Genomic DNA, 15,381 nt, shown 5'->3' with positions numbered 1-15,381 from the left:
ATGCTGCATAGTAATTCTTTACAACCCTATGCAGGTGAGTTGTCTGTTGAAATTCAGTCTGCAATACAGGAAATCAGTCAATACTTTGAGATACCAAATCCCAAAGTATTGATTCTTGATAAACGGCGCATTGTTGTACCTGTCACGTACAAAGTATCATTACCAAATATGGGCGCTGTAGATGGCATTAATATCGGTGAGGAAGAGCCTATGCTTATACAACTTTCACTGAATAAGTACCCACACACTGCGCCTTTTATACTAAGTGATAGGAAAGATTTTCCCCGAGCATGGCTTTCGCATTTGTATTTTACAACGGATGACGAGCCGGCCAGGCTATGTCTTGTACGCAATAGTCCCCATGAATGGTTTGCAACCATTAAAATGAGGGATTTTCTGGACGTGGGTGGCCAATGGCTTTATAAGGCAGCTACAGGCCAGCTTGATGAAGACGGAGCTGAATTTGACCCTACCAGACTGGAGGGAAATATTAGCTCAAAGCATATCTATCGGTATGATTTGATTAACGAGGTTGTCTCTGAAAATCAGAGATTTGTCTCTGACCTCCCTGCAGCGTTATTTGTTGGGGGGCAGCTTTTGAAAGCAGGAGATATCTACGCTTACCAAACAAATGCGGCGGTTCCGTTTATCGCATTTGAAATTGTACACAATGCTATTGTGAGACTATCAAAAGAGGAAGATCAAGATCATGGCGCAAACCCGGTGTTTACTTTTGTCTTTTGGGATCCCGATAGTGCGATAGATGACCTGTATCTAACGTCCAGGCCTAAAAACTATGGACAGCTTAAAATGTTCTTCAGCCTGCGCGGAATCGACTTACATCAGGCATTGCTAAAATTTGAAGGACTCGGAGCTATTACCAGACTTGGACTCCCAATTATTTTTGCCATTAAACGTCCTCGTAAAGTAATCGGGTACAAAGGGAATTATGAGTTTATAAATTTTCTAATCATCTCACCAACAGGTGGTATTGGTGCTTTGGATGATAGTGACGAGATATGGCTTCAGAGCCACATTGAACCCTTCAGCAAAAACATAGCCAGCTACCTCTCTGCCAGAAAGCAGACGCCTGCGACACTTTATATTGGTGCCGGGTCGCTGGGCTCTAAGCTTATACTGCATGATGCAAGAAGTGGAAACCTTGAAATCGGAATTTGTGACGACGGCAAAATGTTGCCGCATAACTTAACCCGTCATGAATTATTCGCTGATCAGCTAGGTCAAAACAAAGCGCAAGCTCTTGCAGATATAATCAGGCAATTTTATTCTGCTGATAACACTGCTAAAATTGCAGCGATTAAATCCAGTGCAATTTATCTGGATAGTGAATTTCAGCACTACCAACGCATAGTTGACACAACTGCGAGCGTGCAGGTGATGAACTTCCTGCTATCAAAGCAATTGCCAGCAAACATAAGGTATTACAAAGCAGAAATCGCGGATGAAGGAGCGCTTGGCTTATTTTATGCGGAAGGATACGATCGCAATCCAAGGATGGACGATTTAGTGAACCTCGCGTGTTTCTATGCTACCAAGAATGAGAAACTTCGCACCTGGAGAATGAACGATGCGCAACGGGAAGTTACATCTTTAAACGTGGGCTTGGGTTGCAGTTCAACAACCTCTGTCATGGCTGATGACATCCTGAGTTTTCATGGAGGCATATTCTCACGAATATTGTCGAAAGCAGTAACACAGGACAGTGCCGATATGTCAGGAATAGTAGCAGTTTCAAGTCTGGACGAAACGAAAGGTTTTCCAAGCATTAGCACAGAATACATAGAAGTTTCGGCCTTTGAGGTATTGAACTGTAAAGCCGGTAGCGGATGGGAGGTCCGGCTAACGAGTGGAATCAAAGAAATACTTCTTAACAATTGTAAACAATATGCGCCTAAAGAAACAGGAGGTGTATTGATTGGTATAGCCAATTATAAAACTAAAACGATCCATGTCTTTGACATCATATCTGAGCCGCAAGGCAGCCATGGTACATGTAGCGGATTTGTTCGCGGCACCCTTGGCTTACCGGCTGAAATTGATGCGATCAAAAAAGTGACCGGTGATGTGATTGGGTACATAGGGGAATGGCATACACATCCCATGAATCTGAAAAGGTTAAGTGCCAGGGATGAAGAGACTATTGCTGAACTTGTGGAATTGAACCGTACAGTTCCTATACCGACTTGTGCACTAATAGTGACACCTGATGAACTGCTGGTCTATGTTCAAGAGTAAAAAGATTAGATGTGTATAAAAACAAAAGAATAGGCGTTGCTTTATCCGGAGGGGGATACCGCGCCGCAGCCTTTCATATTGGCGCATTAAAAAAACTCTATGAGCTCAACATCCTTCAACGGATAGACGTACTATCTACTATTTCCGGCGGTTCGATTACCGGCGCTGCATATTGCCTGCATGAGGGTAGCTTTAAAGAATTTGAGGAAAAGATGATTTTGGCACTTAGTACCAAAAACGTAATTGGATACACACTAAGATCATGGCGCTTCCTTCGTGTGGCAATACCCGCATTACTGTTGCTTTTAGCATCAGTGATACTCCCGTTTACAGGATGGGCATATCTCTCATTGGTTCCGTTATCCGTATTACTTTTTCTTCTGGTTAGGTATCAGTTTCAGTTTCTTCCTGTAAGTGCAATCATTGAGAAAGCGTACGATGATATGTTTTTTCAGGGAGCTGTGTTGTCGCAGTTGTGCTCAGTTCCTGAGTTGGCGATAGGCGCAACCAACCTGCAAACGATGCGTCCTTTTACCTTCTCAAAAAGAAAAATGGAGGATTCCGCTTACGCTCGTTATCGACCACCGGTGCTTTTTGATAATACGAATTTCCCTGTAGCCAGGGCAGTTACTGCCTCTTCGTGTGTGCCGTTTGCTTTCACTCCTGTTTTTATAGACAAATTGTATTTTAAAGATCCTGATCAGTATGATAAGGTTGTGCCGGCACTGGTAGATGGAGGAGTTTATGATAATCAGGGAATCCATAAATTGACTCAAAAAAACAGTTCTTATGCCTGCGATATCGTAATAGTAAGCGATGCCGGAAATAAACTGCCCTTTCATGAATCCTACAATAATACGTTTACCCTGTTGCTAAGGACAATGAACGCATTCATGGCACGTATTAAGCACTTTCAGATGATCCGAAATATCTATGAAAATCATCACAGAACAGAAGTGGCTTATCAGTCGCTTGGCTGGGATATCAACAATTGCATTCCCGGCTTTTATAATCATCTGAAAGACAAAAATGTATCCGCTCAGGTACTGAACACACACCGGTTACCGCAACCTTGGATTGACCAACCTGATGCCCATAAAGAGGAGATCATGGCCTATTTAGAAACTAAGTGCAGATTCAATGAAATTTCAGCCAAATCACTATCTAATGAGCGTTTGCAAAGAATCCGAAGAATAAGCACAAATCTAACCTGTTTAAGAAAAGAGGTGATTAAAGATATGATCATTCATGCTGAAAATTTGACAGAACTTCAAATCAGACTCTATTGCCCAACACTTTTCGAGAGCTGATCATAAGGCTCGAATTAGTATTATAATTACAAAGGATCTGTTTTTGGAAGTAATATATCGAGGTTATTCGCTGAAATTTATAGGTTAAGTGCATTTTACCCTGAACACTCTATTGCTTCAACAATCTTTTCTATGGAAATCCTTACAAAACTTTCGAACATGAAAACAATTATTCCTTCAAAATACGAATTTTTTTCCAAAATTTTTCCAACCTATATTGCTTGTTTACCGTTATTGCTACTATTCAAATCAGTTAGTGAATACGCAAAATTTCTGGATGAGTTAAATAATATGGGCGTTGTATTTTTCAATGTGACTATTTATCTGGTTATTTCTTATTTTTTTGTTTCTGTAGTGAGAGGATTTGGTAAATTTTTAGAAACCAATTTTTTTGATAGTGAAAAAAGCTTTCCAACAACGAATTTTTTACTATATCAGAATGATGAGTTTTCGAAAAGATACAAAGAATCAATACGAAATAAAATCAGCACCGATTTTGGTATACAATTATTGTCCGAAACAGACGAAGCAAATGATGTAAATGAAGCAAAAAACACAATTAAAGATGTAGTGGGCTTAATTAGGAATAAGGTAGGCAAGGGTAAGCTACTGCTTAACTATAATATACAATATGGTTTTATAAGAAATCTGATTGGAGGAAGTATATTGGGTTTTATATTTTCCGGTATTAATTTAATAGTTCTTGATAATACCAGTATCTTATATAAGATCACTTTATGGTTAATGGCTTTCTATATATTATTAACAGTAGCATATAAGCCTATTTTGAGATTTTTTTCAAAACTTTATGCCCAAAGATTGTACTCTGAGTTTTTAAGTCTTTAACAGCTTGCATTTTTACAGGTATATGTATTTTTAGGATTCTCATTGATGTTAAATTGTGTCAGGGTTTTTATTTGGATGTCAATATACTCCGAAAACCGGTCGATGATTTTATATCCTTTAGACAGGGATGCTCTGCCTTTTAACTCGAAATCGAAGCCTTCTTATTTCAGGCCGTTAAAACGTTTATGATGGTTTAATAGACAAAACTTCCCGCAAAAAAAATTTTTAAAGACGGCGGAACTGATCTTTATCGGATAAAATCACTCAAAAAGATTCATTTGGGCGATGGGCTTGCCATTAATCAGCAACTCAATGATTTCTTTTTCCCGTTCGTAGAGTTTGCCCAATCGGCGCGGCATACCTAAATAAGTATCATTGATATTGTAAGTCGGCCAATTAGTACCGGGCTGCCATCGGCCTTCATCATTCCACTGATATTCCGTGCAGAGACGCTTACGGTCTTCTTCCAAGTTTCTGTGCGCCGCACGCTCTTTAATCACCAACCGCCATTGGGTGTTTCCTATTTTTATCGGCTGACTTATATAGCGGATTTGCCCTTTAACTGCTTCCATTACTATCTCCTTTTGGGAATGGGTTGCACATATGCAACCTTGGCTCCCGCCGAGGGTGGGGGTAGCAAACGCAGGGGCGGCCAAGTCCGAGGGAAATCACCCGGCCTGCACGAAACACCGTGAAGGAAGGTGGGGGATACGGTCAGGGACGTTTATCGAAGACCCTTGCGGCGCGAGGGGAAAGACCCCTTAGACGAGTTTTGAAAAAGTGTGGAAATCAGTGATTTTATTGCAGTCGCTGAATGAGCAGAGCTAAAACATCAGCGTCACGATTCATAAGTAACAGCATATCTTTACCGGTTAATTTGTTTATGGATATACCCTGCTTGTAAACCTTAGCAGTATTGATAGTATTCAATTTGACGGAGGTAACTTTCTCCGTTCCTTCAAAAATAAGCCGTTTATTAGTTAGATAAAGTTCGCCAACATTAATACGCTTGATTATCGGAAATGTTTCTCTTTGAGTAGGTGAACTGTTTGATTGTAAATCCAGCAGGTCAAAAGACCGATCAAATTCGTAATGGTCGTAATAATTATTACGCCGGGAAGTTGCCCGTTCTTCGTACCATTGAATACCTTTGGCATGTAAGTAACATACTTCAGACTTTTGCAGAGCAGTGGCCACTTCGATGGCTATCAAGGGTTTGTTTTCAATAGCCCAATATCGCTTAAAACGTTCGACTTCCTGCTCTGCTTCAGCACTCAATTGTACGCCTAAATTCTTAACGGTACGATACAGCTGCTGTTCTTCATCGGGAGTAATTCGAGCATTGGCACTTAATTGCTTAATTAACCGATTAAGGTGAGCCCGGCAAACGTCGCCAAAAATGGTTTCAGCCAACTCGGAAGAAATAGAAATTGCCACCTGTAAATCCAACAGCGCAGCTTTGTCTACGGCAGTTATTTGTCCATACACAATGGCCTTCTCTACCCGTTGCCGATAGGCATTTTCTCCGATACGGTTATGGATCATCTCAACTGATTGACAGGGAAGTTGAAGCAATGTCCGCAGATGATTCAGTTCAGCCAAGCCATCACCCAGTAACAGCTGATTGGTTAATTGGTAGTTGAAGTAAACGGCATAAAATTCTTCCAAGTTGAGCATAAATTTGCTCAATGCCAAACCATATCGTTGTTCAATCGCAGCCAGATCGGTCAACTTTATCGTCAGAATTGATTGAGTAGCCAGTAAATTATTCAACTCAATAACAGCGTTTTCTACCGGTTGCTGGCCCAAGAGTCGCTGCATAAAACTCTGTGCAATCAAACGTCTAGTCTCAAAGACTGCTGACATCATATTTTCGATAAGTTTCGTAAATCGGTTTATTCCAGTCACAAACACCCCCATGGTGTGAACAGGCACCTCTTCCTTTAGCATTTGATGGGCTATAACTGCCGTCACAACATACGGTTTGGTAGTAAAGTACCTTACGCAGGAGTGGGTTCTCCTTCTCATAAAGTTTTGCCGCTGTTTTATTACCGGCATCGGCTGCTCGGGTAAGGTCGGATAATGCTTCTGACTTACGGCCTAATCGAAGATAGCACAAAGCTCGCTGATACATCTGCTCATCATTTAAGGAACTTAGACCGTTGTAATGTTCGATAGCGGATTGATATGCTTTGATACGAACGTAACTGATGGCCAATCCTTCATGAAGTCGACGTTGATCGGCCGATTCATTGGTTGTTGCGAAGCGAGACGAATGATTATACAGCCTGATCGCCTTAGCATAACTTCCTTTTTTAAAAGATGCTTCGGCAAGGGATAGATACCCTCGCAGGCTATCTATCCGCAATGTTTCCCTGCGATTAAACTCAGCTTCAGCTTTTTGCTTTTCAACAGCTTCTAATCGCAATTTTTCATTAGCCAGATCAATACGACCTTTATATTGAAAACCTGTCAGTACCGATAAAAGTAAGATCACCCCCCAAAGCCCTGCTTTCAAAGAGGATGTGAAGTAAAATTGCAATTTCTGCTCTAACATACGTCTCCCCCAATCAGAAGCAAAAAAGGCAAATGTTAAAAGAGAAAAGCTGAAACCCAAATGAGTACCCCAAGTGGAAAGAGCTGCTACCATTACTGCGATGGCCAACATGTTCCACAAAAAACTTCCGGGTGATGGAGTGGAATTACCCTTGTTTTCAGGTGATTCTTTAAAGTAATCAGGAAGAACTCGATGACGTGCCGCTATTAAATTTGGTACGTAATTTTTCATGAAAATTGAGAAGAAAAAGCACTGTTATAGTGAAATTATGTTCTCAATATATTGAAAAAAATCAAATCAAATGGTTTATGCTCAGTAATTTTATAAAAAGTCGTACACGAGTTTATTTCTCATTAATCAAACATATTTTCTCCCCCCGTTATGCCGAGCCGGTTTATGCTGATATTCAGCTCTTCCCTCTGACAAAGGTAATTCCGCATGTCCCGACTTATTCCTGCCGAACTCCGCGAAAAAATGCTTGAAAATGCATGGGATATGCTCAAAGGACGGCAGGATGACCATCCGCCGGTGGTTAAATTATTTTCCATTACCGGCAGCGCCACCTGGCTGCTGAGTGAATTGAACCCTATGGAACCTACCGTTGCCTTTGGTTTGTGTGATTTGGGAATGGGCTCACCTGAATTAGGCTATGTGTCTTTGGAAGAGCTTGAAAGTATTCAGCACCCTTGTCTTCCCATTCCATTGATTGTGCGTGACGAACACTTTGAGGCCGATGATCTGATGAGTGTGTATGCGGAAGCGGCACGCCAGCATCAATGGATCACTGAAAATCCGGTGCATTTGCAGCAGGCGCATCAAAAACTGCGGCAATCACTTAAACTGCACTAAACCATCCTGGTTATTTCATTCTCAGAACTTTGCATACATAAATCACGTGTATAGTTGTCACAAATTTTGTCAGGATTTGTGACAAAATTGAATAGTCTGTCATTGGAACACTGAGGACAATTGCTGCTGATTCAACTTAAACATTACAGGAAGCATCATTCATAGACTGCAATTTCATTGAATGTTCCAATTAGAGGCTGCTTTCAAAAGGGTATTATTGAATCCCAAAGCGAACTTAGTAAAAGGATTGAGGCTTTCTTTGAACTGATTCAAACTACCCCGCTTTGGGGTGCTTCCAGAATGACTCTCAATAATGCCTTTAAAAATTTATAACAATAGCATGATAATTTAGGTTAGTCGGTGATGAGTATAAGCCTCAATTTTTTTGATTTAAAGAAATAACGATTTATTATCATGTATTCTACACTAATTGCCTTAAATTTGGTTTAGAAAACGTAAAAATGGCTAATGTTTTTAAAGCACGTACATATTAAGAATTTTAGAGGGCTGGAAGAGATAAGTTTATCTTTTGAAAATGAGTTTACGGTAGGCCGTAAACAAACGCTCATTTTAGGGGAGAATGGGAGCGGGAAAAGTAACTTATTAAAAGCTATTGCTCTTGTCACTGCGGGCAGCAATGCTCTCGGGGATTTACTTGGTAATTCTGATGAATGGATATCATTTGATTCAAACTCTTGTGAAATTGATTCTGTATTAGTAACTAAGCGTAATGAAGAACGCAATATTAAGTTAGTAATTAACCGAGGCGACACCTTAATTTCAATTTTTAAAAGAAATGAAGAGTCATTGAATGAAATTGACCAAGCAATTAAACATGCAAACCGGAATTATTTCGTTATTGGTTATGGCGCTTCAAGAAGATCGAATGTTGGAAATGATTCGATTAGAGAAACCCAAAATATATTGAAGAATGAACGCTCAATAAATGTTGGCACATTATTTAACCCGGAGCAGCCACTAAATTCTTTAAGTTCATGGGCAAAAAATTTGGATTACAGGAGCAAAGGCGGGGACTTGCAAATTATAACCGACATTCTCAATGATTTATTGCCAGGTGTCAGATTTCATTCAATAGATAGAGAAAAAGGTGTGTTGCTTTTTGAAGTAGGTAAAAGTATCGTTCCTTTACATCTGTTAAGCGAAGGATATAAAAATGTATCAACTTGGCTGGGCGATTTGCTATATCGCATAAATGTCAACTTCCCTGATTACAATTCACCATTAAATATCAGGGGTATACTTTTAATTGATGAAATTGATTTGCATTTACACCCAAAGTGGCAGCGGTTTTTGTTTGATTATTTAAGTACTAAATTGCCCAATTTTCAAATTATTGCTACTACACACTCACCGTTAACTGCTCAACAGGCAGATAAAAATGAATTATATTTCTTAGAAAAAGACCCAATGCATGGTAATGTTACATTAAAGGCATTTCAAGGGGTGCCGAAGCAAATGCTTGTTCATCAATTACTCATGTCTCCTTTGTTTGGATTAACAACTGACGAGTCTTTTGAAGTTGAACAAGACAAAAAAGAATACAAAGAATTAAAAGGTAGAAAAAGATTATCCGATTCCGAACAACAGCGAATCGACGAATTAAAAATATCTCTCAGTAATCTTCCCATTATGCAGCGAACAAATACAGCTCTTGAAAATTATCAATTAGAGGCAATTAATGCGGTTCGAAAAGAACTGGCAAGTCGACAATCAAAAAATGATTAAATTATCAAGGGATCGAAACACCAAGACTATTCATAAAAATTTTAAGGGTGAAATTCGAATATCTTTTAATTTGGAACTGCTTCGAGAACATCTGGAAATTTTATCAGGGATAAGAGAAAAACATAACTTTATCTCAAAAAGGTGGTCTGTTGCAAAAAAACAATTATTTGCGGAGACTCATAATAAGTGTGCTTATTGTGAAACTCCAACGAAAGTAGTTGCCCATGGAGATGTGGAGCACTATCGGCCTAAAAGTATTTATTGGTGGTTGGCGTATAGCTATGAAAATTATTTAGTTTCCTGCGCCATTTGTAATGAAATCCATAAAAAAGATCAATTCCCAATAGCAGGTAACCGCTTGTTACCCCCTTTACTGTCAACAGATACAGGTACTGTTGAATTGGAACGGCTGGCAGTTTCGCTGAATCCCGACTCTTTTAATGCACTGGCTGGGCAAGATTATGAAACTTTTTTAAATCTTCATCAAGCGGAGCAACCACTGCTTATTAATCCATATTATGATGATCCCGCAGATTTTTTTGCATTTGAAGTGGATCACATCTTAAGAACTGTTGATATTATTCCTATCAATGAAGGAGTGATGCATGTAGTAAAAACGACGATTGAAGTTTATGGTTTAAACCGGACTGAGGTATCCTTTTTACGCTATGAAGTATTCATAGCCTATGACACACACAGAAGAACCCTTTTGGATAATGGAATTAGTGAAATAACTCGAAATTTAAATGATATGGCCATTCAAAGAATGAAAGCGTCTTCTTCCGCTTTTACAGGAATGGTTATTTATTTTGAAAAAGTGTTCAATCGGATGTAACCCGTTTGTTTAGTATTTCTACTATATCCGCTTCCCAAGCAGCATATGATCCCGGATTTTCCATAAGTTGATTCCATGATTGATTCATAATTGCTGATATAGATAAGTCAAATGACTGAAGTTGATCTTTATAAGAACGAAAGTCGAATTCTTTGCACGATTGAAATACTATGTCAGTCAGTTTATCAATTAACACTTGGGGAAAAATTAAACGATAGTGTTCGGGCTCTTCATAATTAGGAAATGATAAAATACTTTCCCACTCCTTCTGAATTTGATTAGCTTCTTGTACAAGGTCCATTTTTTTTAACATGGCTATTATGGCGCGAGAACGGGCTTCATGAGAAGGATGAGTCTCAGAATCAATATAATAGATATCTTTTGGCCTATCTGAAGCAGATACTTTAAGGTTTGTCCAAGCATAGGCCGGTCCGACTAAATAGGTAGCGATTAAATCACACGTAAATTCAACAAGCCATCCGCGTTGCCAATTCTTTCTGCATATCGGTAAAAGAGTTTGAATTTTTAGTGGACGTCTTTTGTCTTCCGCATCATAAATTTCACGTTGAAAAAAATCCCCAACTATGGTTTTAAAATCTCGTGTGATCAATGGGTAATCTGAATCAAAATAGCAGACTATCACATGCGATAATTCATGTACTAAATCAGGCAAGTTGATAAGATGTCCTTCTTCGCCCAGGGGAACTCCTATTAAATCAGTATCGGGAGTAATCCAAAAATAGTCTCTCGCTGATGAAATGGAAGTAACCATAGGAGCTGAACATTGAAGTCGAAATTCCTGAATCAGCGATTTAACCAAAAAGTAAAAGTAATTTTCTGCTTTTCCATAGCGTTTCAATGCTTGAATTCTATAGTGCTCAATGCTTTTTAACTCTTCGCTGAATCGCTGGTAATCACTGTAGAAGTTATTCGCACTATCCGGGATGTCTAAATTATACCTATTAAGACTTTTTTCAATTTTTATTTTTAAGTCGATTAAGCGTTGTTCTGTAAGGTTTCTAAAAGATATACTTACAGACTTATGTAGATTAGAAGCTGCTATAGAATTTCGCAGTGCGCTAATCCGAATTAAAAGTTCAGTTAGTAATGATTTAACCATTAATACTGACCATTTCTCAATTTTCGATACAAGCCTGCTCGTTCTTCATCAATTCTGAATAATAAGCCGTCCAAATGACTTAATTGTTCATTTGACAATATACCTTCGTTTTCCAATATGCGTTGCATAATTAGAATTTCATTTTTCAATTCACTATTCTCCATTTTTTTATTGTATTCAGCATCTGAACTGAGTTTGACAGTCAGTCCCTTCAAGAAAGCCAAAATTATTTCTCGTGCTTCCAAAATCTCTTCTTCCTCAATTACCTCGTTTGTAATTTTTGACACTCCCTTCTTTTGACTCAGGAAAAGTTGTCTTTTTAAAATTAGTATTCCTGTATTTACCAACTCTGAAATAGTTGCCAAATGATGGTATGTGTTTGCAATTTGTGTTGTATCGCTCATAATTGTATTTGCATTTCTGCCATTTTATGTTCGTCCCAACGTGAGGAATCATTTTCCAATTCATCATCTAAATAAGTAACCTCCTCTTCATCAGAATGCTCAATTTTCTTTGAAACGGCCAAGGGCTGAAGTAGTTCATCTAGTAGCGCAATGGGAACGGGAAGACCGCTGGGGCGATCAGGAGCAGAGAACGCGAGCAAACACTGCGAGAATACGTCTTCTGAAATCTTTAAGAAATCCGCATTCCCTGCTATCTTGGTCAGATGGATAGGTTTAGACGAGCCTTTTGTGGAGAATGGTTGCCCGGTTGGGAAAATGAAAACTTCATCAAATTGACGTCCAAGCATACGATAGCTTCCTGCTGCGGGACGGTCATATCTTTTTTGTTGATTGGTATTACTGCCGATTCTAAATGGTACTCTGCTTGTTTTATGCAAGTCCATTACTGCCCATAGCAGATTTTCATGTTCAATCAGGCGGTCATTTTTCAAATCTTTTATTACTCTCTTTAAAGCCCTTTCTTCTCCTCCATGGCTTATACCGTCCCGTAGCAGAATAATCCCATTAGGATTTACACAGTATTTACGTTCCAGATGCTTTTTTAAATTTGCATACAGTTTGGTATAAATCTTTTCTTCGGAAAGTTTTTCAGCTCTTTGGCTTGTATCGGCTAAATCGACCTCTTGATAATCGAAATAGATTTGTTCACCATTTAGATAGAAAAATACATACCCAGCGTAACGTTCGTGTACATCAATAGCTATATATACGTCATAATTAGGACGTTCAGCTAAGGCATATGGATATTTATGATTAGCTTTTAAATATCCTAAAGATAAATAGAACAGGTAAGACTTAAATAATTTGGCACGCTCGTTATTGACTTGATGATAGTCCCATTTGCCATTTTCATCTTCTGTATACTCATAAAATGACCTTATCATTTCAAAATCTACAAATTGAAATTTGATATTGGGATACAGGCGTTTTTTTAGTAAATGGTGAAATGCTGCCGTTTTTTTATCGTCCCCAAAATTTGGTATAACAATCAATGCATAACCTTCCGTAATTCCTTTACTTTGCAGAGTTTTAACCATTAAATCTACATAGTCAGTTGCAGGTAATGTTACATTACCCGAAATCCTGACTACCTGTCTAAATCCTGAATATGAGGAATTTAAACCTTGAACCTGCTGGATAAAACGCGATTTAAAATTATCAAGGAGCTTCTGAGGCATAGTCATGGAGTCCGGAATCACTAAATACTGGGTATCAAAACCTGATTGATCTAAAATTCCGTTAGACTCAAGGAATGATCTCCTCTTCAAAGGGTAGTCGTATGCTGCAGGAAGCCCCTTTGGGTAAGGGAACAAAATTTTTTGATTATTAAATTTCAATGGCTTTAACGGAAATACAGGCGTTTCTCTCTGTAAAGGTTTTGAAGCAACAAATAACGGTTTTCCCATGAACTTGAGTCTGGAAAAAAATCTTTTCAAGTTGGTCATGATAAGATTAAATCGAAAATCTGTCTCTAAAATCGTTTTACTATGTAAGCCTTTTACTTCACGGTCGCCTGTTTTAAATTGCCTTTTTACCAAAGAAGCAGGTGCAGACATGGGCTTCATATCTTTATTCCCCGGATAGCGATAATATACAACTGCATCCTCTTCCGAGACTAAGTTTTCAACGCTGAATGTATTGCCTGCCGTTTTCTCCTTGACGTATTTGTGCAAACTTTGGCCATTGTCTAATATTTCGTCACCTGATTTTTTTGTTCCAAAGCCGATTACATCAATAGGGAACCAATTATCTCCCATTGTATATAAACATCGAAATCCTTTTTTGCGACCTGCAAGCAACCGTTTTGATATTATAGTTACATTCTGGTAGTTTACTTTTTTAGATAAGTAGGTTTTTTCAACATAACGAGAGGTAACGTCTAAGCATATGTATGCCTTGTTCAGTCCTTCTGCTACGATTCTGAAGCTAAAGCCGGGCATAAGTGCTACGGATAAAGTATCCATACCTTTCAATCCTTTTCTTATAAAGAAACGCCCTGCTAAATCTTCGACTACATTACCCGTATCTTTGATTTGTTTGCGAATTTCAAATTCTAAAAATCGACTTAATAGGGACCACTCCTGATCATTACAGTTTAAGAAATTTACCTTATGAACCTCACTTCTCAATGTGAGTCTGACTACGGAAGGACTCGTATTTACTTTAAAGTTATCGGCTAGACGTCGATTTGCCGGAACTGCAACGTATGGTATACCTGCTGTATCACGAATAATTAAGGCAGGTCCCTTAGTCTCTCGCCCTACTTTTAAAGCAATTTTGTTCAATTGTCGATGATAATCATCCTCTTCCCCTGGAATACAAGGTAAGTCAATGGGGGCTTTTCGATACTGAAACGTATGCTCAGTCAGATTGAGCAATTCGAACAAATTCTCTGTAACCTGATATTGTAAATTCATTTGGATATAACCGTAAAAAGTTGCACAAATGATAAAAATTACAGCGATCACAAGCATCGCTTACTACTCTGGGATATTCTTTCATTGGAATTGAATTCCAACTCCTTCCTCTTTTTATATTGTCTAGGTCACATGCCGTTTGGCTAATATAGTCTACCATGTGACTGTATGTGTCATCATTAAACAGATGCTCTTTAATATAACATCTTAATAAGTTGACTTCCAGCAATCTAATTTGACTTTTTTGATACATCCATGAATCATCTTTTTGAAACTGCTCAACCCTGTGCCTATAAATAACTGTACCGATTATACCAAGCTGCCGGCTATAATCACTCATATCGCTGTCTGAAACTTTCCAGTCAATTACAACTTGTTGAGTTCCATGTTTGAGCAATAAATCAATCTGAGGGTTTACGTCTGCTTCACCAACTTTTAAATGACGATTTTGAATATTTGCTCTTATTCTTTTAGGAAATTTCTCTGTTTTATTATTTGGGGATGCCTCAAGTAACAATTCCAGTAAATTTGTTCCATCTTCAAATCGAATAACAGGAATGTTTCGAATAGCAATCTTTATTCTTTCAACAGCTTTTAAGATATCTTCTTCCTTTACTGACAAATCAAACTCATGGAAATCCAGTATGCAATATTCTTCCCCTGCTTCTTTTTGGTGTATTTCTCTATAACGTTTCTTTTTAGAAAATAAAAATTGACGCCTTGCAAGCTCAATTGCATATTCTTCAACTTTTTTAAAATCCGGAATTTCTTCTAAAGATAATAGTGGCACTACTTGAGTATTTATGACAGTATCAACAACATGCCCTGCCCACATTTCTAAATTCATTGCTTTTTTTAACCATTTTGCCTGTGAGCGAAGATTAATAGGGTGCCCTGTCTCACTTAGCACTTGGCTAAAATAAAATTTTCTCTTACACATTCTAAGCGTAACAATGCTTGTATGAGACCATTTCATTGCAA

Annotated in this window: 13 protein-coding genes; 6 read left to right on the top strand and 7 right to left on the bottom strand. The window is 38.5% G+C overall.

The window, feature by feature from the left end; translation table 11 throughout:
• The 3 genes from cap2-3 (at position 1) to DVG78_RS01770 (ending at position 4,412) form a co-directional block, all read left to right on the top strand.
• Positions 1-2,256 (top strand): anti-phage 6A-MBL system cap2_3 protein, encoded by a 2,256-nt coding sequence (gene cap2-3 / locus DVG78_RS01780; protein ID WP_114459346.1) that lies wholly within the window; start codon positions 1-3, stop codon positions 2,254-2,256.
• 11 nt (positions 2,257-2,267) lie between these two features.
• Entirely contained in the window at positions 2,268-3,566 is a 1,299-nt protein-coding gene (locus tag DVG78_RS01775) for a patatin-like phospholipase family protein (RefSeq protein WP_114459345.1), read from the top strand.
• Positions 3,567-3,725: 159 nt separating this feature from the next.
• Entirely contained in the window at positions 3,726-4,412 is a 687-nt protein-coding gene (locus tag DVG78_RS01770; RefSeq protein WP_147276941.1) for a hypothetical protein, read from the top strand.
• 260 nt (positions 4,413-4,672) lie between these two features.
• Here DVG78_RS01770 and DVG78_RS01760 read toward each other — a convergent pair whose 3' ends face one another.
• From DVG78_RS01760 to DVG78_RS01750, 3 genes are all read right to left on the bottom strand, one after another.
• On the bottom strand, positions 4,673-4,984 hold the full coding sequence (locus tag DVG78_RS01760) for a hypothetical protein (protein ID WP_114459343.1): 312 nt from the start codon (positions 4,982-4,984) through the stop codon (positions 4,673-4,675).
• Positions 4,985-5,210: 226 nt separating this feature from the next.
• The gene (locus DVG78_RS01755) at positions 5,211-6,281 is read right to left on the bottom strand and encodes a hypothetical protein (RefSeq protein WP_147276939.1); all 1,071 of its coding nucleotides are present in this window, start codon (positions 6,279-6,281) and stop codon (positions 5,211-5,213) included.
• Positions 6,262-7,200, bottom strand: a complete 939-nt coding sequence (locus tag DVG78_RS01750; RefSeq protein WP_114459341.1) for a DUF3761 domain-containing protein — start codon at positions 7,198-7,200, stop codon at positions 6,262-6,264. Before DVG78_RS01750 ends, DVG78_RS01755 begins: the two co-directional genes overlap by 20 nt.
• A gap of 207 nt (positions 7,201-7,407) precedes the next feature.
• Between DVG78_RS01750 and DVG78_RS01745 the strand changes: the two genes are divergently transcribed.
• The 3 genes from DVG78_RS01745 (at position 7,408) to DVG78_RS01735 (ending at position 10,399) form a co-directional block, all read left to right on the top strand.
• A complete protein-coding gene (locus DVG78_RS01745) occupies positions 7,408-7,818 on the top strand; it encodes a DUF2958 domain-containing protein (RefSeq protein WP_114459340.1) in 411 nt (136 codons plus the stop codon).
• Between the two features lie 468 nt (positions 7,819-8,286).
• Positions 8,287-9,564, top strand: coding sequence for an AAA family ATPase (locus DVG78_RS01740; protein ID WP_114459339.1), 1,278 nt, complete (start codon positions 8,287-8,289; stop codon positions 9,562-9,564).
• A complete protein-coding gene (locus DVG78_RS01735) occupies positions 9,557-10,399 on the top strand; it encodes an HNH endonuclease family protein (protein ID WP_114459338.1) in 843 nt (280 codons plus the stop codon). Before DVG78_RS01740 ends, DVG78_RS01735 begins: the two co-directional genes overlap by 8 nt.
• On the opposite strand, the gene DVG78_RS01730 is transcribed toward DVG78_RS01735, so the two are convergent.
• From DVG78_RS01730 to DVG78_RS01715, 4 genes are read right to left on the bottom strand one after another with little or no spacing between them, the layout of a single operon-like run.
• Positions 10,386-11,519 (bottom strand): hypothetical protein, encoded by a 1,134-nt coding sequence (locus DVG78_RS01730; protein WP_114459337.1) that lies wholly within the window; start codon positions 11,517-11,519, stop codon positions 10,386-10,388. The two genes, DVG78_RS01735 and DVG78_RS01730, sit on opposite strands and share 14 nt — an antisense overlap.
• Entirely contained in the window at positions 11,519-11,923 is a 405-nt protein-coding gene (locus DVG78_RS01725; protein ID WP_114459336.1) for a hypothetical protein, read from the bottom strand. The genes DVG78_RS01730 and DVG78_RS01725 overlap by 1 nt, the downstream gene beginning before the upstream one ends.
• Positions 11,920-14,400, bottom strand: coding sequence for an argonaute/piwi family protein (locus tag DVG78_RS01720; RefSeq protein ID WP_114459335.1), 2,481 nt, complete (start codon positions 14,398-14,400; stop codon positions 11,920-11,922). Before DVG78_RS01720 ends, DVG78_RS01725 begins: the two co-directional genes overlap by 4 nt.
• Positions 14,345-15,376 carry a PD-(D/E)XK nuclease family protein gene (locus tag DVG78_RS01715; protein ID WP_114459334.1) on the bottom strand — a complete coding sequence of 344 codons (1,032 nt, stop codon included), beginning with the start codon at positions 15,374-15,376 and terminating at the stop codon, positions 14,345-14,347. The genes DVG78_RS01720 and DVG78_RS01715 overlap by 56 nt, the downstream gene beginning before the upstream one ends.
• Positions 15,377-15,381: the final 5 nt, after the last annotated feature.

The organism is Runella aurantiaca, assembly GCF_003339505.1.
In the GTDB taxonomy this organism is placed as follows: Bacteria; Bacteroidota; Bacteroidia; order Cytophagales; family Spirosomataceae; genus Runella; species Runella aurantiaca.
This window is presented reverse-complemented; position numbering and strand designations above follow the sequence as displayed.